18 protein-coding genes, 1 tRNA gene and 1 riboswitch are annotated in these 14868 nt (G+C 69.7%); of the genes, 6 read left to right on the top strand and 13 right to left on the bottom strand.

Going from position 1 to position 14868, the window contains the following annotated elements:
• Nucleotides 1-77 precede the first annotated feature (77 nt).
• Nucleotides 78-2600, top strand: a complete 2523-nt coding sequence (locus OHA17_RS25070) for a transglycosylase domain-containing protein (protein WP_406508459.1) — start codon at nt 78-80, stop codon at nt 2598-2600.
• Between the two features lie 10 nt (nt 2601-2610).
• Here the strand turns inward: OHA17_RS25070 and OHA17_RS25065 are convergent, their stop codons facing one another.
• The 3 genes from OHA17_RS25065 to OHA17_RS25055 all read right to left on the bottom strand — a co-directional run bounded on the left by OHA17_RS25065 (nt 2611) and on the right by OHA17_RS25055 (nt 3775).
• A complete protein-coding gene (locus OHA17_RS25065) occupies nt 2611-2931 on the bottom strand; it encodes a multidrug efflux SMR transporter (RefSeq protein WP_053729493.1) in 321 nt (106 codons plus the stop codon).
• A gap of 33 nt (nt 2932-2964) precedes the next feature.
• Nucleotides 2965-3035, bottom strand: a riboswitch (guanidine-III (ykkC-III) riboswitch).
• Between the two features lie 42 nt (nt 3036-3077).
• Nucleotides 3078-3410, bottom strand: a complete 333-nt coding sequence (locus OHA17_RS25060; RefSeq protein WP_053729492.1) for a co-chaperone GroES — start codon at nt 3408-3410, stop codon at nt 3078-3080.
• A gap of 44 nt (nt 3411-3454) precedes the next feature.
• On the bottom strand, nt 3455-3775 hold the full coding sequence (locus OHA17_RS25055; protein ID WP_053729491.1) for a DUF3618 domain-containing protein: 321 nt from the start codon (nt 3773-3775) through the stop codon (nt 3455-3457).
• Between the two features lie 134 nt (nt 3776-3909).
• Here OHA17_RS25055 and bcp point away from each other — a divergent pair, with 134 nt between their 5' ends.
• On the top strand, nt 3910-4377 hold the full coding sequence (gene bcp / locus OHA17_RS25050; RefSeq protein ID WP_189966275.1) for a thioredoxin-dependent thiol peroxidase: 468 nt from the start codon (nt 3910-3912) through the stop codon (nt 4375-4377).
• A gap of 91 nt (nt 4378-4468) precedes the next feature.
• A tRNA-Leu gene (locus OHA17_RS25045) sits at nt 4469-4541 on the top strand.
• Nucleotides 4542-4597: 56 nt separating this feature from the next.
• Here OHA17_RS25045 and rdgB read toward each other — a convergent pair.
• From rdgB to OHA17_RS25025, 4 genes are all read right to left on the bottom strand, one after another.
• Nucleotides 4598-5200, bottom strand: coding sequence for an RdgB/HAM1 family non-canonical purine NTP pyrophosphatase (gene rdgB, locus OHA17_RS25040; protein ID WP_406508458.1), 603 nt, complete (start codon nt 5198-5200; stop codon nt 4598-4600).
• A 43-nt stretch (nt 5201-5243) separates the two neighbouring features.
• Nucleotides 5244-5618: a hypothetical protein gene (locus tag OHA17_RS25035; RefSeq protein ID WP_406508457.1), complete on the bottom strand. Its 375-nt coding sequence runs from the start codon at nt 5616-5618 to the stop codon at nt 5244-5246.
• 117 nt (nt 5619-5735) lie between these two features.
• On the bottom strand, nt 5736-6473 hold the full coding sequence (rph, locus tag OHA17_RS25030) for a ribonuclease PH (protein WP_406508456.1): 738 nt from the start codon (nt 6471-6473) through the stop codon (nt 5736-5738).
• A 95-nt stretch (nt 6474-6568) separates the two neighbouring features.
• Nucleotides 6569-6802 carry a glucose PTS transporter subunit EIIB gene (locus OHA17_RS25025; RefSeq protein WP_053729485.1) on the bottom strand — a complete coding sequence of 78 codons (234 nt, stop codon included), beginning with the start codon at nt 6800-6802 and terminating at the stop codon, nt 6569-6571.
• A gap of 231 nt (nt 6803-7033) precedes the next feature.
• Between OHA17_RS25025 and OHA17_RS25020 the strand changes: the two genes are divergently transcribed.
• The gene (locus tag OHA17_RS25020; protein WP_406508455.1) at nt 7034-8329 is read left to right on the top strand and encodes a PTS transporter subunit EIIC; all 1296 of its coding nucleotides are present in this window, start codon (nt 7034-7036) and stop codon (nt 8327-8329) included.
• A 339-nt stretch (nt 8330-8668) separates the two neighbouring features.
• Complete coding sequence (locus tag OHA17_RS25015) at nt 8669-9931, top strand: PTS transporter subunit EIIC (protein ID WP_053729483.1); 1263 nt, start codon at nt 8669-8671, stop codon at nt 9929-9931.
• A 75-nt stretch (nt 9932-10006) separates the two neighbouring features.
• Here OHA17_RS25015 and OHA17_RS25010 read toward each other — a convergent pair whose 3' ends face one another.
• Nucleotides 10007-10759 carry an MBL fold metallo-hydrolase gene (locus tag OHA17_RS25010; protein WP_406508454.1) on the bottom strand — a complete coding sequence of 251 codons (753 nt, stop codon included), beginning with the start codon at nt 10757-10759 and terminating at the stop codon, nt 10007-10009.
• A gap of 245 nt (nt 10760-11004) precedes the next feature.
• Here OHA17_RS25010 and OHA17_RS25005 point away from each other — a divergent pair, with 245 nt between their 5' ends.
• Nucleotides 11005-11466 (top strand): type II toxin-antitoxin system PemK/MazF family toxin, encoded by a 462-nt coding sequence (locus OHA17_RS25005; RefSeq protein ID WP_398872261.1) that lies wholly within the window; start codon nt 11005-11007, stop codon nt 11464-11466.
• Nucleotides 11467-11494: 28 nt separating this feature from the next.
• On the opposite strand, the gene OHA17_RS25000 is transcribed toward OHA17_RS25005, so the two are convergent.
• The 5 genes from OHA17_RS25000 to OHA17_RS24980 all read right to left on the bottom strand — a co-directional run bounded on the left by OHA17_RS25000 (nt 11495) and on the right by OHA17_RS24980 (nt 14863).
• The gene (locus OHA17_RS25000) at nt 11495-12445 is read right to left on the bottom strand and encodes a PLP-dependent cysteine synthase family protein (protein WP_406508453.1); all 951 of its coding nucleotides are present in this window, start codon (nt 12443-12445) and stop codon (nt 11495-11497) included.
• 1 nt (nt 12446) lies between these two features.
• Nucleotides 12447-12725 carry a MoaD/ThiS family protein gene (locus OHA17_RS24995; RefSeq protein WP_398872265.1) on the bottom strand — a complete coding sequence of 93 codons (279 nt, stop codon included), beginning with the start codon at nt 12723-12725 and terminating at the stop codon, nt 12447-12449.
• A gap of 112 nt (nt 12726-12837) precedes the next feature.
• Nucleotides 12838-12966, bottom strand: a complete 129-nt coding sequence (locus tag OHA17_RS24990; protein WP_264198279.1) for a putative leader peptide — start codon at nt 12964-12966, stop codon at nt 12838-12840.
• 77 nt (nt 12967-13043) lie between these two features.
• The gene (locus OHA17_RS24985; RefSeq protein ID WP_406508452.1) at nt 13044-13838 is read right to left on the bottom strand and encodes an ABC transporter ATP-binding protein; all 795 of its coding nucleotides are present in this window, start codon (nt 13836-13838) and stop codon (nt 13044-13046) included.
• Entirely contained in the window at nt 13835-14863 is a 1029-nt protein-coding gene (locus tag OHA17_RS24980) for a FecCD family ABC transporter permease (protein ID WP_406508451.1), read from the bottom strand. The genes OHA17_RS24985 and OHA17_RS24980 overlap by 4 nt, the downstream gene beginning before the upstream one ends.
• Nucleotides 14864-14868: the final 5 nt, after the last annotated feature.

Raw genomic sequence — 14868 nt, 5'->3', positions numbered from 1 at the left:
GGCATGCAAGATGTCCTTACACCGCATATCGCCCCATACATTCCGCAAACGACCCGAGATGCAACGGCCGGAGAGACATGAGCGACGACGAGCAGCCGGAGCCCCCGAAGCCCGGACACGAGGCGCCGCAGAAGTGGACGCCCCGGGATCCCACCGCCGACAGACCCGCGCCCGCGCCCGCCGCGGCAGCAGGCGCCCCGCGCCAGGGCCCCGGGACCCCGGGCGACCCGGCCAAACCGGGCAAGCGCCCCAAGCGGACCGGATGGCGCCGCTTCGTCCCCCGCTGGCGCATCGTGCTCGGCCTCTTCCTCCTCGCCGCCCTGCTGCTCATCGGCGGCTTCATCACCGGCTACACGCTCGTGTCGATCCCGGCCGCCAACGCCGGGGCCACCGCCCAGTCCAACGTCTTCCTGTACGCCGACGGCACCCAGCTCGCCTCGGACGGCGAGATCAACCGCGAGAACGTACAGCTCGCCCAGGTCCCGCTCAACGTGCAGCGCGCCGTACTGGCCGCCGAGGACCGGGACTTCTACTCCGAGCGCGCCGTCGACCCCAAGGCCATGGTCCGCGCCGCCTGGAACACCCTCACCGGCAAGGGCACCCAGGGCGGCTCCACCATCACCCAGCAGTACGTCAAGAACTACTACCTGGGCCAGGAGCAGACGGTCACCCGCAAGGTGAAGGAATTCTTCATCGCGATCAAACTCAATCGCGAGGAGACCAAAGAGGACATTCTCGCCGGGTATCTGAACACCAGCTACTTCGGCCGCAACGCCTACGGCATCCAGGCCGCCTCCCAGGCGTACTACAGCAAGGACGTCGAGAAACTCACCACCGCCGAGGGCGCCTACCTCGCCTCCCTGCTCAACTCCCCCAGCGCGTACGACGTGATCGCCCACCCCGAGAACAAGCCCCGGGCGCTGGCCCGCTGGAACTACGTACTCGACGGCATGGTCAAGAAGAAGTGGCTCGGCGCCGCCGAGCGGGCCGCGACCACCTTCCCCGTCCCCGGAAAGGTCAAGCCCCGGGCCGGTCTCGCGGGCCAGCGCGGCTATCTCGTCGAGGCCGTCAAGGACTACCTCACCAGCAACAAGATCATCGAGGAGAACACCCTCGCGACCGGCGGCTACCGCATCACCACCACCATCGAGAAGGACAAGCAGGACGCCTTCGTCAAAGCCGTCGACGACAAGGTCAACTCCAAGCTCAGCACCGACCGCAAGGCCGACCGCAACGTCCGCGTCGGCGGCGCCTCCATCGACCCGTCGACCGGCAAGGTCCTCGCGATGTACGGGGGCATCGACTACACCAAGCAGTACGTCAACAACGCGACCCGGCACGACTTCCAAGTCGGCTCCACCTTCAAGCCGTTCGTCTTCACCTCGGCCGTCGTCAACGAATCGACCACCCAGGACGGGCGCACCATCACCCCGAACACCGTCTACGACGGCACCAACAAGCGCTATGTGCAGGGCTGGAAGGGCACCCCGTACAACCCCGCCAACGAGGACGACACCTCGTACGGGCAGATCACCGTCCGCACCGCCACCGACAAGTCCGTCAACGCGGTGTACGCACAGATGGCCGTCGACGTCGGCCCCTCCAAGGTCAAACAGACCGCGATCGACCTCGGCATCCCCGCCGACACCCCGGACATGCCCAACGGCCCGTCCATCGCGCTCGGCACCGCGACCGCCAGCGTCCTCGACATGACGCAGGCGTACGCCACGCTCGCCGGCCACGGCCGCCACGGCACGTACACGATGGTCGAATCCGTCATCAAGGACGGCGAGAAGACCGAACTGCCCTCGCAGGACACCAAGCAGGCCGTCAGCCGCGAGGCCGCCGACACCACGACGTCGATGCTGCAGAGCGTCGTCGAAGGCGGCACGGGCACGGCGGCCCAGGCCTCGGGGCGGCCCGCCGCCGGCAAGACCGGCACCGCCGAACAGGACAAGGCCGCCTGGTTCGCGGGCTACACCCCGGACCTGGCCACCGTCGTCGCACTGATGGGCGCCGACCCCGAAACGGCGGTCCAGCAGCCGCTGTACGGGGCGCTCGGCTTCACCCGCATGAACGGCGGCGGGCCGCCCGCGCAGATCTGGGCCCAGTACACCAAGGGCGCCCTCCAGGGCAGCGAGGCCAAGGACTTCGACCTGGAACTCCAGGACGGCGCGAGCGTCCCGGTCGAGCCGCCGCCCCCGAACCCGTCCCAGCCCCAGCCCCCCGGCAGCAACCAGGGCCAGACACAGGGCCAGGACCAAGGCCAGACGCAAGGGCAGAACCAGGGCCAGAACCAGGGCACGACCGGCGGCCGCAACCAGGGCCAGACCCAAGGCCAGAACCAAGGCCAGGCCCAGGGGCAGACACAGGGCACGACACAGGGGCAGACCCAAGGCCAGAACCAGGGCCAGACCCAAGGATCGACGCAGGGCCAGAACCAGGGCACGACGCAAGGGCAGACACAGGGCCAGACCCAGGGCGGCGCCACGGACGCAGGCACCAACACCGGCGGCACCGACAACGGCGGCACGACCGCAGGAACGGCCGGCACCACAACAGGCCTCGCCGACCGGCCCCGCGGATCAAGAAGCCCGTGAGGCCGGAGCGCTAGTGCCCGCTCGTCGCCTTCAGCCCCACCACCGCGACGAGCAGCAAGCACACGAAGAAGATCCGGGCGGCGGTGGCCGGCTCACCGAGCACCACCATGCCGAGCACCGCCGCACCGGCCGCGCCGATACCGACCCACACGCCGTACGCCGTACCAATGGGCAGCGTCTTGGCGGCCTGCGAAAGCAGCAGCATCGAAGCGACGATCCCCGCGCCCGTGAGCACACTGGGCACGAGGCGAGTGAATCCGTCGGTGTACTTCATCCCGATCGACCAGCCCACTTCGAGCAGACCGGCGACGACGAGCAGGACCCATGCCATGACGGCACCTCCGAAAGACGCGAACACATACGGGGTGCGTCGTCTTGTCCTGACCCGGTACGACGCGTCTCGTCGGGGTCCCACCACGATAGCAAAGGGCATGCAAAAGGGCTGGTGACACCGGTCACCAGCCCTTGAACCAGGGGTTACAGATACAGCCCGGTGGCGTCCACCGACACCCGCTCGGAGGCGACGGCATGCAGATCGCGCTCGCGCATCAGCACGTACGCCACGCCCCGCACCTCGACCTCGGCACGGTCCTCGGGGTCGTACAGGACCCGGTCGCCCGGCTCGACGGTGCGCACGTTCTGACCGACCGCGACCACCTCGGCCCAGGCCAGCCGTTTGCCTACGGCGGCGGTCGCCGGAATCAGGATGCCGCCGCCCGAACGCCGCTCGCCCTCGGGAGAGTCTGACCGGACCAGCACGCGGTCGTGCAGCATCCGGATGGGCAGCTTGTCGTGGGTGTTCTCGCTCACGGGGTCGAACCTACCCGCCCCGGCGCCGGGCGTACGCCGAAGGGTCAGGCCCGCCTCTTCTTCGCCGAAAGCGCGAGCAACCCCACCAGGCCCACAGCGACCAGCGCGACCGGCACGATCCGCTCCACCCGGGGCGACCCGTCCTCGGACACGAACTGCGCCTTCACGTCGTTCACCGTACGGTTCACCGCCACATACGCCCGGCCCGCCGTGTGGTCCACGGCCGAGGCGAACCTCGCCTTGGCATCGCCGACGATCGTGGACGGGTGCAGCCGCACCCCGATCTCGTCGAGGGTCACCGCGAGCTGGTCCCGCCTGCTCCTGATGTCCGCCTCGATCTGCGCAGGGGTCCTGGCATCCGACACTGCGCCGCCTCCGGTGGTCGTATGGGGTCATCCGTCATCCACAGTCTGTCAGCTCCGTCGCCGATGCACTGTCACAGGCCCCCATTAGGCTCTGTCGTTGTACGCCACACCCTCGGCCTTTCCGGAGGAAACCCATGAGCGAGCGACTTCAGCCCGGCGACACCGCCCCCGCCTTCACCCTGCCCGACGCCGACGGCAACGAGGTCTCGCTCGCCGCACACAAGGGCCGCAAGGTCATCGTCTACTTCTACCCGGCCGCCCTGACCCCCGGCTGCACCAAGCAGGCCTGCGACTTCACGGACAACCTGGAGTTGCTCGCGGGCGCCGGGTACGACGTCATCGGCGTCTCCCCCGACAAGCCGGAGAAGCTGGCGAAGTTCCGCGAGAAGGAGTCCCTGAAGGTCACCCTGGTCGGCGACCCCTCCAAGGAGGTCCTGGAGGCGTACGGCGCGTACGGCGAGAAGAAGCTGTACGGCAAGACGGTGACGGGCGTCATCCGCTCGACGGTGGTCGTGGACGAGGCGGGCAAGGTGGAGCGCGCCCTGTACAACGTGAAGGCGACGGGCCATGTCGCCAAGATCATCAAGGACTTGGGCATCTGAGCGCCCACGAGCGGAAGGGTCCGCCCCGGTCCTCTTGGCCGGGGTCCCCACGCCTGGTCGGCATCGCCCAGTACAGTAGGCCGTGGCCCACGCGCCCGTACGCCAAGGGCTGAGCGGCGATCTTTAGGTGGTCGTGTCTGTCGGTTCGAATCCGACCGGGCGCACTGAAACAGAAGGCCCGGCCCGCTTGTCCAAGCGAGCCGGGCCTTCGCCGTGCGCCTCAGCCCAACAACTCCCGCACCACCGGCACCAGCGCCCTGAACGCCTGTCCCCGGTGGCTGATCGCGTTTTTCTCCTCGGCCGACAGCTCCGCGCACGTGCGCGTCTCGCCCTCCGGCTGGAGGATCGGGTCGTAGCCGAAGCCGCCCGTTCCGGTGGGGGTGTGGCGCAGGGTGCCCAGGAGGCGGCCCTCCACCACGCGCTCCGTGCCGTCCGGGAGGGCGAGGGCCGCGGCGCAGGCGAAGTGGGCGGCTCGGTGTTCGTCGGCGATGTCGGAGAGCTGGGCCAGGAGGAGGTCCAGGTTGGCCTGGTCGTCGCCGTGGGTGCCGGACCAGCGGGCCGAGAAGATGCCGGGGGCGCCGTTCAGCACGTCCACGCAGAGGCCCGAGTCGTCAGCGACGGCGGGCAGGCCGGTGGCCTGGGCCAGGGCGTGCGCCTTGAGGAGGGCGTTCTCGGCGAAGGTGACGCCGGTCTCCTTGACGTCGGGGATCTCGGGGTACGCGTCGGCGCCCACGAGTTCGTGGGGCAGCCCGGCCGCGGCGAGGATGGCGTGGAGTTCGGTGATTTTGCCGGCGTTGCGGGTGGCGAGGATCAGGCGCGTCATGCTCCCAGTATCGGGGGAGCGAGGAATCCGGCCGACCTGAGCCCTACGGCGTGCAGACCTTGCCGATTTCCTTGGCGGCGCTGGTGACGCCGCTGATGTCGGGGGTGGTGTCGCCGTTCTTGATGGCCGTACGGACGTTGCCGACGGCCTTGTTGAGGTCGTCGACGGCCTTGGAGAGGTCGGCGTTGTCCGTCTTGTTCTTCAGGGACGACAGTTCTTTGTCGATGTCGTTGAGTGCCTGGTCGGCCTGGGTGGGGTTGTCCGTGGCGTTGCCGACGGCCTTGCCGAGGTTGTCGACGCTGTTGCCGATGGCGTCCGCGGTCTTGACGCAGTCGATCGCCTTGTCGACCGCGCCGCATCCGGCGGTGACGGTGACGGCCAGGGCCGCGGTGGCGACGGCGAGCACGGTTCGGCGCATCGGTCGGGTCCTCCCCAGGAGTTCCGGAAGGGGTTCCGGAAGTGACGGACGGGCGCACGGTTGGCCCGTGCGCCCGTACTCGTGGTGACGCGGGAAGCGTGCCCCTTGGTTGCTTCTTTACTCTCCGGACACCGCGGCCAGGGCGCGGAGTTGGAGGGCGGTGAGGTCGGCGCAGCCGCCGGTGGCCAGGTCGAGGAGCGCGTTGAGTTCCTTGCGGTCGAAGGGCTCGGCCTCGGCGGTGCCCTGGACCTCGACGAAGCGGCCGTCGCCGGCGCAGACGACGTTCATGTCGGTCTCGGCGCGTACGTCCTCCTCGTAGCAGAGGTCGAGGAGGGGGGCGCCGTCGACGATGCCGACGGAGACGGCGCTGACGGTGCCGGTGAGCGGCTGGCGGCCGTGCTTGACGAGCTTCTTGCCTTGGGCCCAGGTGATGGCGTCGGCGAGGGCGACGTAGGCGCCGGTGATGGCGGCGGTGCGGGTGCCGCCGTCGGCCTGGAGGACGTCGCAGTCCAGGACGATGGTGTTCTCGCCGAGGGCCTTGTAGTCGATGACGGCGCGCAGGGAGCGGCCGATGAGGCGGGAGATCTCGTGGGTGCGGCCGCCGATCTTGCCGCGGACGGATTCGCGGTCGCCGCGGGTGTTGGTGGAGCGGGGCAGCATGGAGTATTCGGCGGTGACCCAGCCTTCGCCGCTGCCCTTGCGCCAGCGCGGGACGCCTTCGGTGACGGAGGCGGTGCAGAAGACTTTGGTGTCGCCGAAGGAGATGAGGACGGAGCCCTCGGCGTGCTTGCTCCATCCGCGTTCGATGGTGACGGGGCGGAGCTGTTCGGGGGTGCGGCCGTCGATACGAGACATGGCTATGAGCCTAGGTGATGGTGCTGGGGGTGCGTTCCGTGCGTACGCGAAAGGCCCCTACCGGTTCGGGAGGGGCCTTTGGCTGAGCGGGTCGCTCACATCATGTCTTCGATGTCCGCGGCGATGGGGTCGGCGTCGGTGCCGATGACGACCTGGACGGCGGTGCCCATCTTGACGACGCCGTGGGCGCCGGCGGCCTTGAGGGCGGCCTCGTCGACCTTGCTCGGGTCGATGACTTCGGTGCGCAGGCGGGTGATGCAGCCTTCGACTTCTTCGATGTTCTCGATACCGCCGAGGCCGGCGACGATCTTCTCAGCCTTGCTGGCCATGTGTCTCTCCTGGTTCTTGAAGAACGCTGTGTCGGCCCACGGTAGGTCCGCTTTGTCACGGTAACCCACGTTTGGCCCAGCTATGCGCGCGAGCGCATTCTGCCTGGCCAAGGATGGCGATCACCGGAGCCATGTCCCGCGAGGGGCCTCTCCGGACGATACCGCAACTGGTCTACACCAGTGTGCAACGACCGTCCGAGACGGCTTGTTCCGCAAGCCTGGAGGTTGCCGATGAGTGCGAGCAGCGCGGCCGCAGTACCGCAGCCCAAGTGGTGGAACGGGCTGTTCCAGGGGCTGCAGAAGATGGGCCGCAGCCTCCAGCTGCCGATCGCCGTGCTGCCCGCGGCGGGCATCCTCAACCGGCTCGGCCAGGACGACGTGTTCGGCAAGACCGGACTCGGCTGGAACGACGTCGCCAAGGTGTTCAACGGCGCGGGCGGCGCCCTGCTCAACGGCGCGCTCGGGCTGCCGCTGCTGTTCTGCGTGGGCGTCGCGATCGGCATGGCGAAGAAGGCCGACGGTTCGACCGCGCTCGCGGCGGTGGCCGGATTCCTCGTCTATTACGGGGTGCTCCAGCAGTTCCCGAAGGACTGCGCCGCCGGTGCGAAGCTCGCGGCGGGCGCCTGTGTCGCGAAGGACGGCTCGGCCGTTCTGGCCACGTACCAGAATCCGGGGGTCTTCGGCGGCATCGTGATGGGCCTGCTGACCGCGTACTTCTGGCAGCGCTTCCACCGTACGAAGCTGGTGGACTGGCTGGGGTTCTTCAACGGGCGCCGGCTCGTGCCGATCATCATGGCCGGGGTCGCGATCGTGTTCTCGGTGCTGTGTCTGTGGATCTGGCCGCCGGTCGGTGACGCACTGACCAGCTTCAGCAAGTGGCTCGTCGACCTGGGAGCCGCCGGTTCCGGCATCTTCGGTGTCGCCAACCGTGCGTTGCTGGTGATCGGCCTGCACCAGTTCCTGAACACCTTCATCTGGTTCCAGTTCGGCGACTTCACCAAGCCGGACGGGACGATCGTGCACGGCGACATCCCGCGCTTCCTGGCGGGCGACCCGACGGCCGGCCAGTTCCAGACCGGGTTCTTCCCGATCATGATGTTCGCGCTGCCCGCGGCGGCCCTGGCGATCGCACACTGCGCCAAGCCGCACCGCCGCAAGGAGGTGAGCGGCATGATGCTCTCGGTCGGCCTGACCTCGCTCGTCACCGGCATCACCGAGCCGATCGAGTACTCCTTCGTCTTCATCGCGCCGCTGCTGTACGTGATCCACGCGGTGCTCACCGGCGTTTCCATGGCGGTGAGCTGGGGGCTCGGCGTCAAGGACGGCTTCAGTTTCTCGGCCGGCCTGATCGACTACGTCATCAACTGGGGCCTGGCGACGAAGCCTTGGATGATCATTCCGATCGGAGCGTGCTTCGCCGCCGTCTATTACGTGGTGTTCCGCTTCGCGATCACCAAGTTCAACCTGCCGACGCCGGGGCGGGAGCCGGAGGAGGACGAGCTGGAGAAGGAGAACATCAAGGCGTAGCCCTTCCCCGCAATCCCCTCTCCGCTTTGTTCAGCAAGGCCCTCGGACCGCCCGGTCCGGGGGCTTTGGCGTGTCGTTTCGCGGGCCTTTCGGGCGCGGCGGGGCTACGGAAAGGTCACGGCGGGGAGACGGCACGGAGTCGGCCTTGCCCGTATTGCCGGGTATGGCTCAGGCCACAAAAAACGAAGGTTCCTTATCTAACCCTCACCGTGCTACAACTGGTCTACACCACTCAATGGTGTAGACCACGCGGGCTTGACCGCGTTCCCCCGAGACGCCGCCGTCCCCCCCGTAGTTTCCCATGCCCCCGGGCGGCGCCTTGCCTACTGGAGGATGTTGATGAGTACGGCCACCGCTACGGCGGCGCCCGCGAAGAAGCGGGGCTCCGGCCTGTTCCAGGGTCTGCAGAAGATCGGGCGCAGCTTGCAGCTGCCGATCGCCGTGCTGCCCGCCGCGGGCATTCTGCTCCGGCTCGGCCAGGACGATGTCTTCGGCAAGGACGGCCTCGGCTGGAACACGGTCGCCAAGGTCTTCATGACCGCCGGTGACGCGGTCTTCTCCAACATGCCGCTGCTGTTCTGCATCGGTGTCGCGATCGGCTTCGCGAAGAAGGCCGACGGCTCCACCGCGCTGGCGGCCCTCGTCGGCTTCCTGGTCTACAAGAACGTGCTGACCGCGTTCCCCGTGCACGACGCCGTCATCAACACCACGCAGAACAAGGGCGTCGACGTCCCGGCGGTCTACAACGACCCGAAGGTCCTCGGCGGCATCATCATGGGCCTGATATCGGCCGTGGTGTGGCAGCGGTTCCACCGCACCAAGCTGGTGGACTGGCTCGGCTTCTTCAACGGCCGCCGCCTCGTCCCGATCCTCATGGCCTTCATCGGCACCGCCATGGGTGTGCTGTTCGGCCTGATCTGGGGCCCGATCGGCGACGCCATCACCTCGTTCGGCGAGTGGATGACGGGCTTGGGTGCCGTCGGCGCCGGCATCTTCGGTGTGGTCAACCGCGCCCTGCTGCCGGTCGGCATGCACCAGTTCGTGAACACGGTCGCCTGGCAGGAGATCGGCAGCTACACGGACTCCTCCGGTGCTGTCTGGCACGGTGACGTGCAGCGCTTCATGCACGGTGACCCGACGGCCGGTCAGTTCATGACGGGCTTCTTCCCGATCATGATGTTCGCCCTCCCTGCCGTGGCCCTGGCCATCACGCACTGCGCCCGTCCCGAGCGCCGCAAGGCCGTCGGCGGCATGATGATGTCGCTCGCGCTGACCTCGTTCGTCACCGGCATCACCGAGCCGATCGAGTTCGCGTTCATGTTCATCGCGCCGGTCCTCTACGTGATCCACGCGGTCCTGACCGCCGTGTCGATGGCCGTGACCTGGGCGCTCGGCGTGCACCACGGCTTCACCTTCTCGGCCGGTGCGATCGACTACGTGCTCAACTGGAAGTTCGCCACCAACGCCTGGATGATCATCCCGATCGGCCTGGTCTTCGCGGCGATCTACTACGTGGTCTTCCGCTTCGCGATCACGAAGTTCAACATTCCCACCCCGGGCCGTGAGCCCGAGGAAGAGGTCGAGGACCTCACGAAGGCGTAAGCCCCTCACCACCTCGCACGAAGGCCCCCGGAACCGCGAGGTTCCGGGGGCCTTTCGCATACGCAGACGAGGCGCTCAGACCTCGTACGCCGCGCCCGGCGCGGCCAGTTCCGTCGGGCCGGAGTAGACCGCTCGGGCGTCCGCCAGGTTGGCCTCGCCGTCCGTCCACGGCGGGATGTGGGTGAGGACCAGGCGCCCCACGTCGGCGCGCGCCGCGCTCTGGCCCGCCTCGCGGCCGTTGAGGTGCAGCGCCGGGATGTCCTCCTTGCCGTACGTGAAGGAGGCCTCGCACAGGAACAGGTCGGCGCCCTCGGCCAGTTCGTCGAGGGCGGCGCAGACCCCGGTGTCGCCGGAGTACGCGAGCGTGCTGCCGCCGTGCTCGATGCGGATGCCGTACGCCTCGACGGGGTGGCACACCCGCTCCGTACGCACCGAGAAGGGGCCGATGTCGAAGGTGCCCGGCTTCAGGGTGTGGAAGTCGAATACCTCGCTCATCGAGGACGCGGAGGGCGTGTCCGCGTACGCCGTGGTCAGGCGCTGCTCGGCGCCCTCCGGCGCGTACACCGGCATCGGCGCGCAGCGGCCGCCCTCGTGGCGGTAGTAGCGGGCGACGAAGTAGCCGCACATGTCGATGCAGTGGTCGGCGTGCAGATGCGACAGGAAGATCGCGTCGAGGTCGTACAGGCCGATGTGGCGCTGCAGCTCACCGAGGGCTCCGTTGCCCATGTCGAGGAGCAGCCGGAAGCCGTCTGCCTCGACGAGGTAGCTGGAGCAGGCCGATTCCGCGGACGGGAACGACCCGGAACAGCCGACGACGGTGAGCTTCATGGAGCGTGAACCTCCGGAATCAGCGGGGCCAGGCGAAGCCTGTCGTTGAGGGGGGCCGACGGGGCGGACGGGCCTTGCGGGGCGGCCGCGGGGAAGGGCTGCGGTTCGTCGAGCGTAAGGCGCCACAAGGCCCCTCGCTCCTTTGGAGCGGGCCGTTGTGGGGGAACTCACCTGCGCTGTCACCGGTTCGGATGGTGTTGGCATGGAGCGCGCGCGGTGGGTGGTGCGCCGGTAACGTCTGGGATATGGACACGTCGTGGTGGCTGGCGCTGGGGGCCGTGGTTGCTCTCGCGTTGGTCGCGGCCGCCATGGACGGGCGCGGGCGCTCCGCGCGCAGGCCCGGTGGGCGCACCCGGCCGCCGGCCCGCCCGGCGGGGACGGGCCGGGGCACAGGGCGGCTGCCGAAGGCCGGGGAGATCTGGTGGGCCGAGGTGCCCTACGAGGATGTTCCGGGCGGCAAGGACCGTCCGTGTCTGGTGCTGCGGGTGCGGGGCGACGCGGTGACCGTCGCGAAGATCACCAGCAAGTACCACGACGAGCGGGCCGGGGTCATTCCGCTGCCGCCCGGCACGGTGGCCGACGCGCACGGACGGCCCAGCTTCCTGGAGACCGACGAGCTGCGCGAGGTCGGGGTGTGGGCGTTCCGCCGCCGGGTGGGCGTGGTGGACCCGACCCTGTGGGACCAGGTCCGCCACCTGGCGGGGTGACGGCCCCCGGTCCCTTCCCTGCGGGCCGTCACGCCCAGAGCTGGCCGTGCAGGGTCTCGATCGCGGCCTCGGTCGTGGGCGCGGTGTAGACGCCGGTCGACAGGTACTTCCAGCCGCCGTCGGCGACGACGAAGACGATGTCCGCCGGGGTGCCCGCCCTGACGGCCTTCTTGCCGACGCCGATCGCCGCGTGCAGGGCGGCGCCGGTGGAGACGCCCGCGAAGATGCCCTCCTGTTGGAGGAGCTCTCGGGTGCGGGTGACCGCGTCGGCCGAGCCGACCGAGAAGCGGGTGGTCAGCACAGAGGCGTCGTACAGCTCGGGCACGAAGCCCTCGTCGAGGTTGCGCAGGCCGTAGACCAGGTCGTCGTAGCGGGGTTCGGCCGCGACGATCTGGATGCCGGGGACGTTCTCGCGCAGGTAGCGGCCGACGCCCATCAGCGTTCCGGTGGTGCCGAGGCCCGCCACGAAGTGGGTGATGGAGGGCAGGTCGGTGAGGATCTCGGGGCCCGTGGTGGCGTAGTGGGCGCCCGCGTTGTCCGGGTTTCCGTACTGGTAGAGCATCACCCAGGACGGGTTCTCGGCGGCCAGCTCCTTGGCGACCCGTACGGCCGTGTTGGAGCCGCCCGCCGCCGGGGACGAGACGATCTCCGCGCCCCACATCGCCAGCAGGTCGCGGCGCTCCTGGGAGGTGTTCTCCGGCATCACGCACACGATGCGGTAGCCCTTGAGCTTCGCGGCCATCGCGAGCGAGATGCCGGTGTTGCCGCTGGTGGGTTCGAGAATGGTGCAGCCCGGCGTCAACCGGCCGTCCTTCTCGGCCTGTTCGACCATGTGGAGGGCCGGCCGGTCCTTGATCGAACCGGTCGGGTTGCGGTCCTCCAGCTTGGCCCAGATCCGTACGTCGTCCGACGGAGACAGGCGCGGGAGGCGGACCAGCGGGGTGTTGCCGACCGCGGCGAGAGCGGAGTCGTAGCGCATGTCAGACGGCGCCGCCCGCGACGGCGGGCAGGATCGTGACGTTGTCGCCGTCGGCCAGTTCGGTGTTGATGCCGTCGAGGAAGCGGACGTCCTCGTCGTTGAGGTACACGTTCACGAAGCGGCGCAGGTTGTCGCCGTCCACGATGCGCTCGCGGATGCCGGTGTGCCGGGCGTCGAGGTCGTTGAACAGGTCGGCGAGGGTGGCGCCGCTGCCTTCGACGGCCTTGGCGCCGTCGGTGTAGGTGCGGAGGATGGTCGGGATGCGGACCTCGATGGCCATGGCGTGGGCTCCTGATCTAAAGGGAGAGGCAGGTGGGCGCGGCTCGGGCTCGGGTCCGCGCGCCGCACGCCGTCGGGCGTGCGGTGGTGCGTTGATGCGGGGGCGCGCGGCGTCAGACGGCGGCTGCGCGGGCCGTACAGATCGCGCTGGCGAGGCGGCACAGGTCGACGTGCAGCCGCGCCACGAGCAGCAGGGCGGGGCCGCTGCTCGGCGTCTTGTCGCTCACGTCGTTCGAAACCATGGGGTCATCGTATAGATTCCCGGTCCGCTTCCCGGAATGTGATCTCGCATCCTGGACGGATTCCGCTCAGGATGCGGTCAGGGTGTGGTCGCGGCCCTTGCGGGCGGCAGATAGACGACGGTGGGCGCGCCGGTAACGGGGTGGCGGCTCACCTCGGCGTTCACTCCGTACACCTCGCGCAGGAGTTCCGCGGTGAGGACGTCGGCGGGCGGGCCCGCGGCGACGATGCGGCCGGCCGCCAGGACGCAGATGCGGTCGCAGTAGTACGCGGCGAGGTTCAGGTCGTGCAGGGCGAGCAGGTTGACCGTGCCCAACTCCCTTACCAGGGACAGGACTTCGAGCTGGTAGCGGATGTCCAGGTGGTTGGTCGGCTCGTCCAGGACGACGACGTCCGGCTGCTGCACGAGGGCCCGGGCGACCAGGGCGCGCTGGCGTTCGCCGCCGGAGAGGGAGGGGAAGGGGCGGGCGGCGAGGTCCGCGATGCCGACGCGGGCCAATGCCTCGCGTACGAGGGTGTCGTCGGCGGCGGTGTCGGCCTCCCAGAAGCGGTGGTGCGGGGAGCGGCCCATGGCGACGATCTCGCGGACGGTCAGCTCGATGCCGCCGGCGTCGGCGTCCTGCGGGACCGTCGCGATGCGGCGGGCGCGGGCCTTGACCGGCATCGCGTGCAGGTCGGCGCCGTCGAGCAGGACGCGGCCGGTGGTGGGGCGCAGGGTTCCGTAGACGCAGCGCAGCAGGGTCGTCTTGCCGCTGCCGTTGGGGCCGACCAGGGCGACGGTCTCGCCCTCGGCGGCGTCCAGGGTGATGCCACAGAGCAGTTCGCGGCCCTGGGGCGTGGTGTACGAGAGCGATTCGGTGCGCAGGGTCGTCATGCGGGGCTGCCTTCCGCGCCGGCCCTGCGGCCGCGCAGCATCCAGAGGAAGAACGGGCCGCCGGTGAGCGCGGTGAGCACGCCGACGGGGATGTCCTGCGGGGCGGCGACGGTGCGGGCCGCGAGGTCGGCCAGGACCAGGAAGGCGGCGCCGCCGAGGGCCGCGACCGGGAGCAGGGTGCGGTGGGCGGCGCCGACGGCCATGCGGGCGGCGTGCGGAACCATCAGGCCGACGAAGCCGATCGCTCCGCTGTACGCGACGAGGATGCCGGTGAGCAGGGAGGCCAGCACGAAGACGGCCGCGCGGAAGCGGCCGGTGTCGAGGCCGAGGACGGTGGCGCCCTCCTCGCCGACGAGCAGCAGGTCCAGGGGGCGGGCCAGGGCGATCAGGACGAGGGTGCCGACGCCGAGGGCGACGGCGGGCAGGGCGAGCATGTCCCAGCGGGCGCCGCCGAGTCCGCCGAGCGTCCAGTGCAGGACTTCGGCTACGTGTTCGGCGCTGGCCGAGGTCACCAGGATCAGGCTGGTCAGCGCGGACAGGACGTACGAGACGGCGACCCCGGCGAGGACCAGGCTGCCGCCCGTCATGGAACCGCCGCGCCTGGCCAGTGCGTACACGAGGACCAGGGCTGCGAGCGCCCCCGCGAAGGCGGCGGCGGGCAGCGCGACGGTGGTGGCCACCCCGGCCCCCACCCCGAGCACGATCACGGCGACGGCGCCGGCGGAGGCCCCGCTGGACACCCCGAGCAGGAAGGGGTCGGCGAGGGGGTTGCGCACGAGGGCCTGCAGTACGGTCCCGATGACGGCGAGCCCGGCCCCGGTGACGGCCCCGAGCACGACGCGGGGCAGCCGCACGTCGAGCACGATGGTCCGGTACGGGCCGGGCTCCGCCGAACCGGTGACGATCCCGAGCACTTGGTGGGCCGGTATCCGCACCGAGCCGAGCGCGAGCCCGGCGATGAAGCCGGCAGCCAGTACGGCTGTGAGCCCCCCGAGCACGAGGGGGTACCGCCAACGCGGGGTCACCCCGC

Source organism: Streptomyces sp. NBC_00212 (assembly GCF_045206365.1).
In the GTDB taxonomy this organism is placed as follows: Bacteria; Actinomycetota; Actinomycetes; order Streptomycetales; family Streptomycetaceae; genus Streptomyces.
This window is presented reverse-complemented; position numbering and strand designations above follow the sequence as displayed.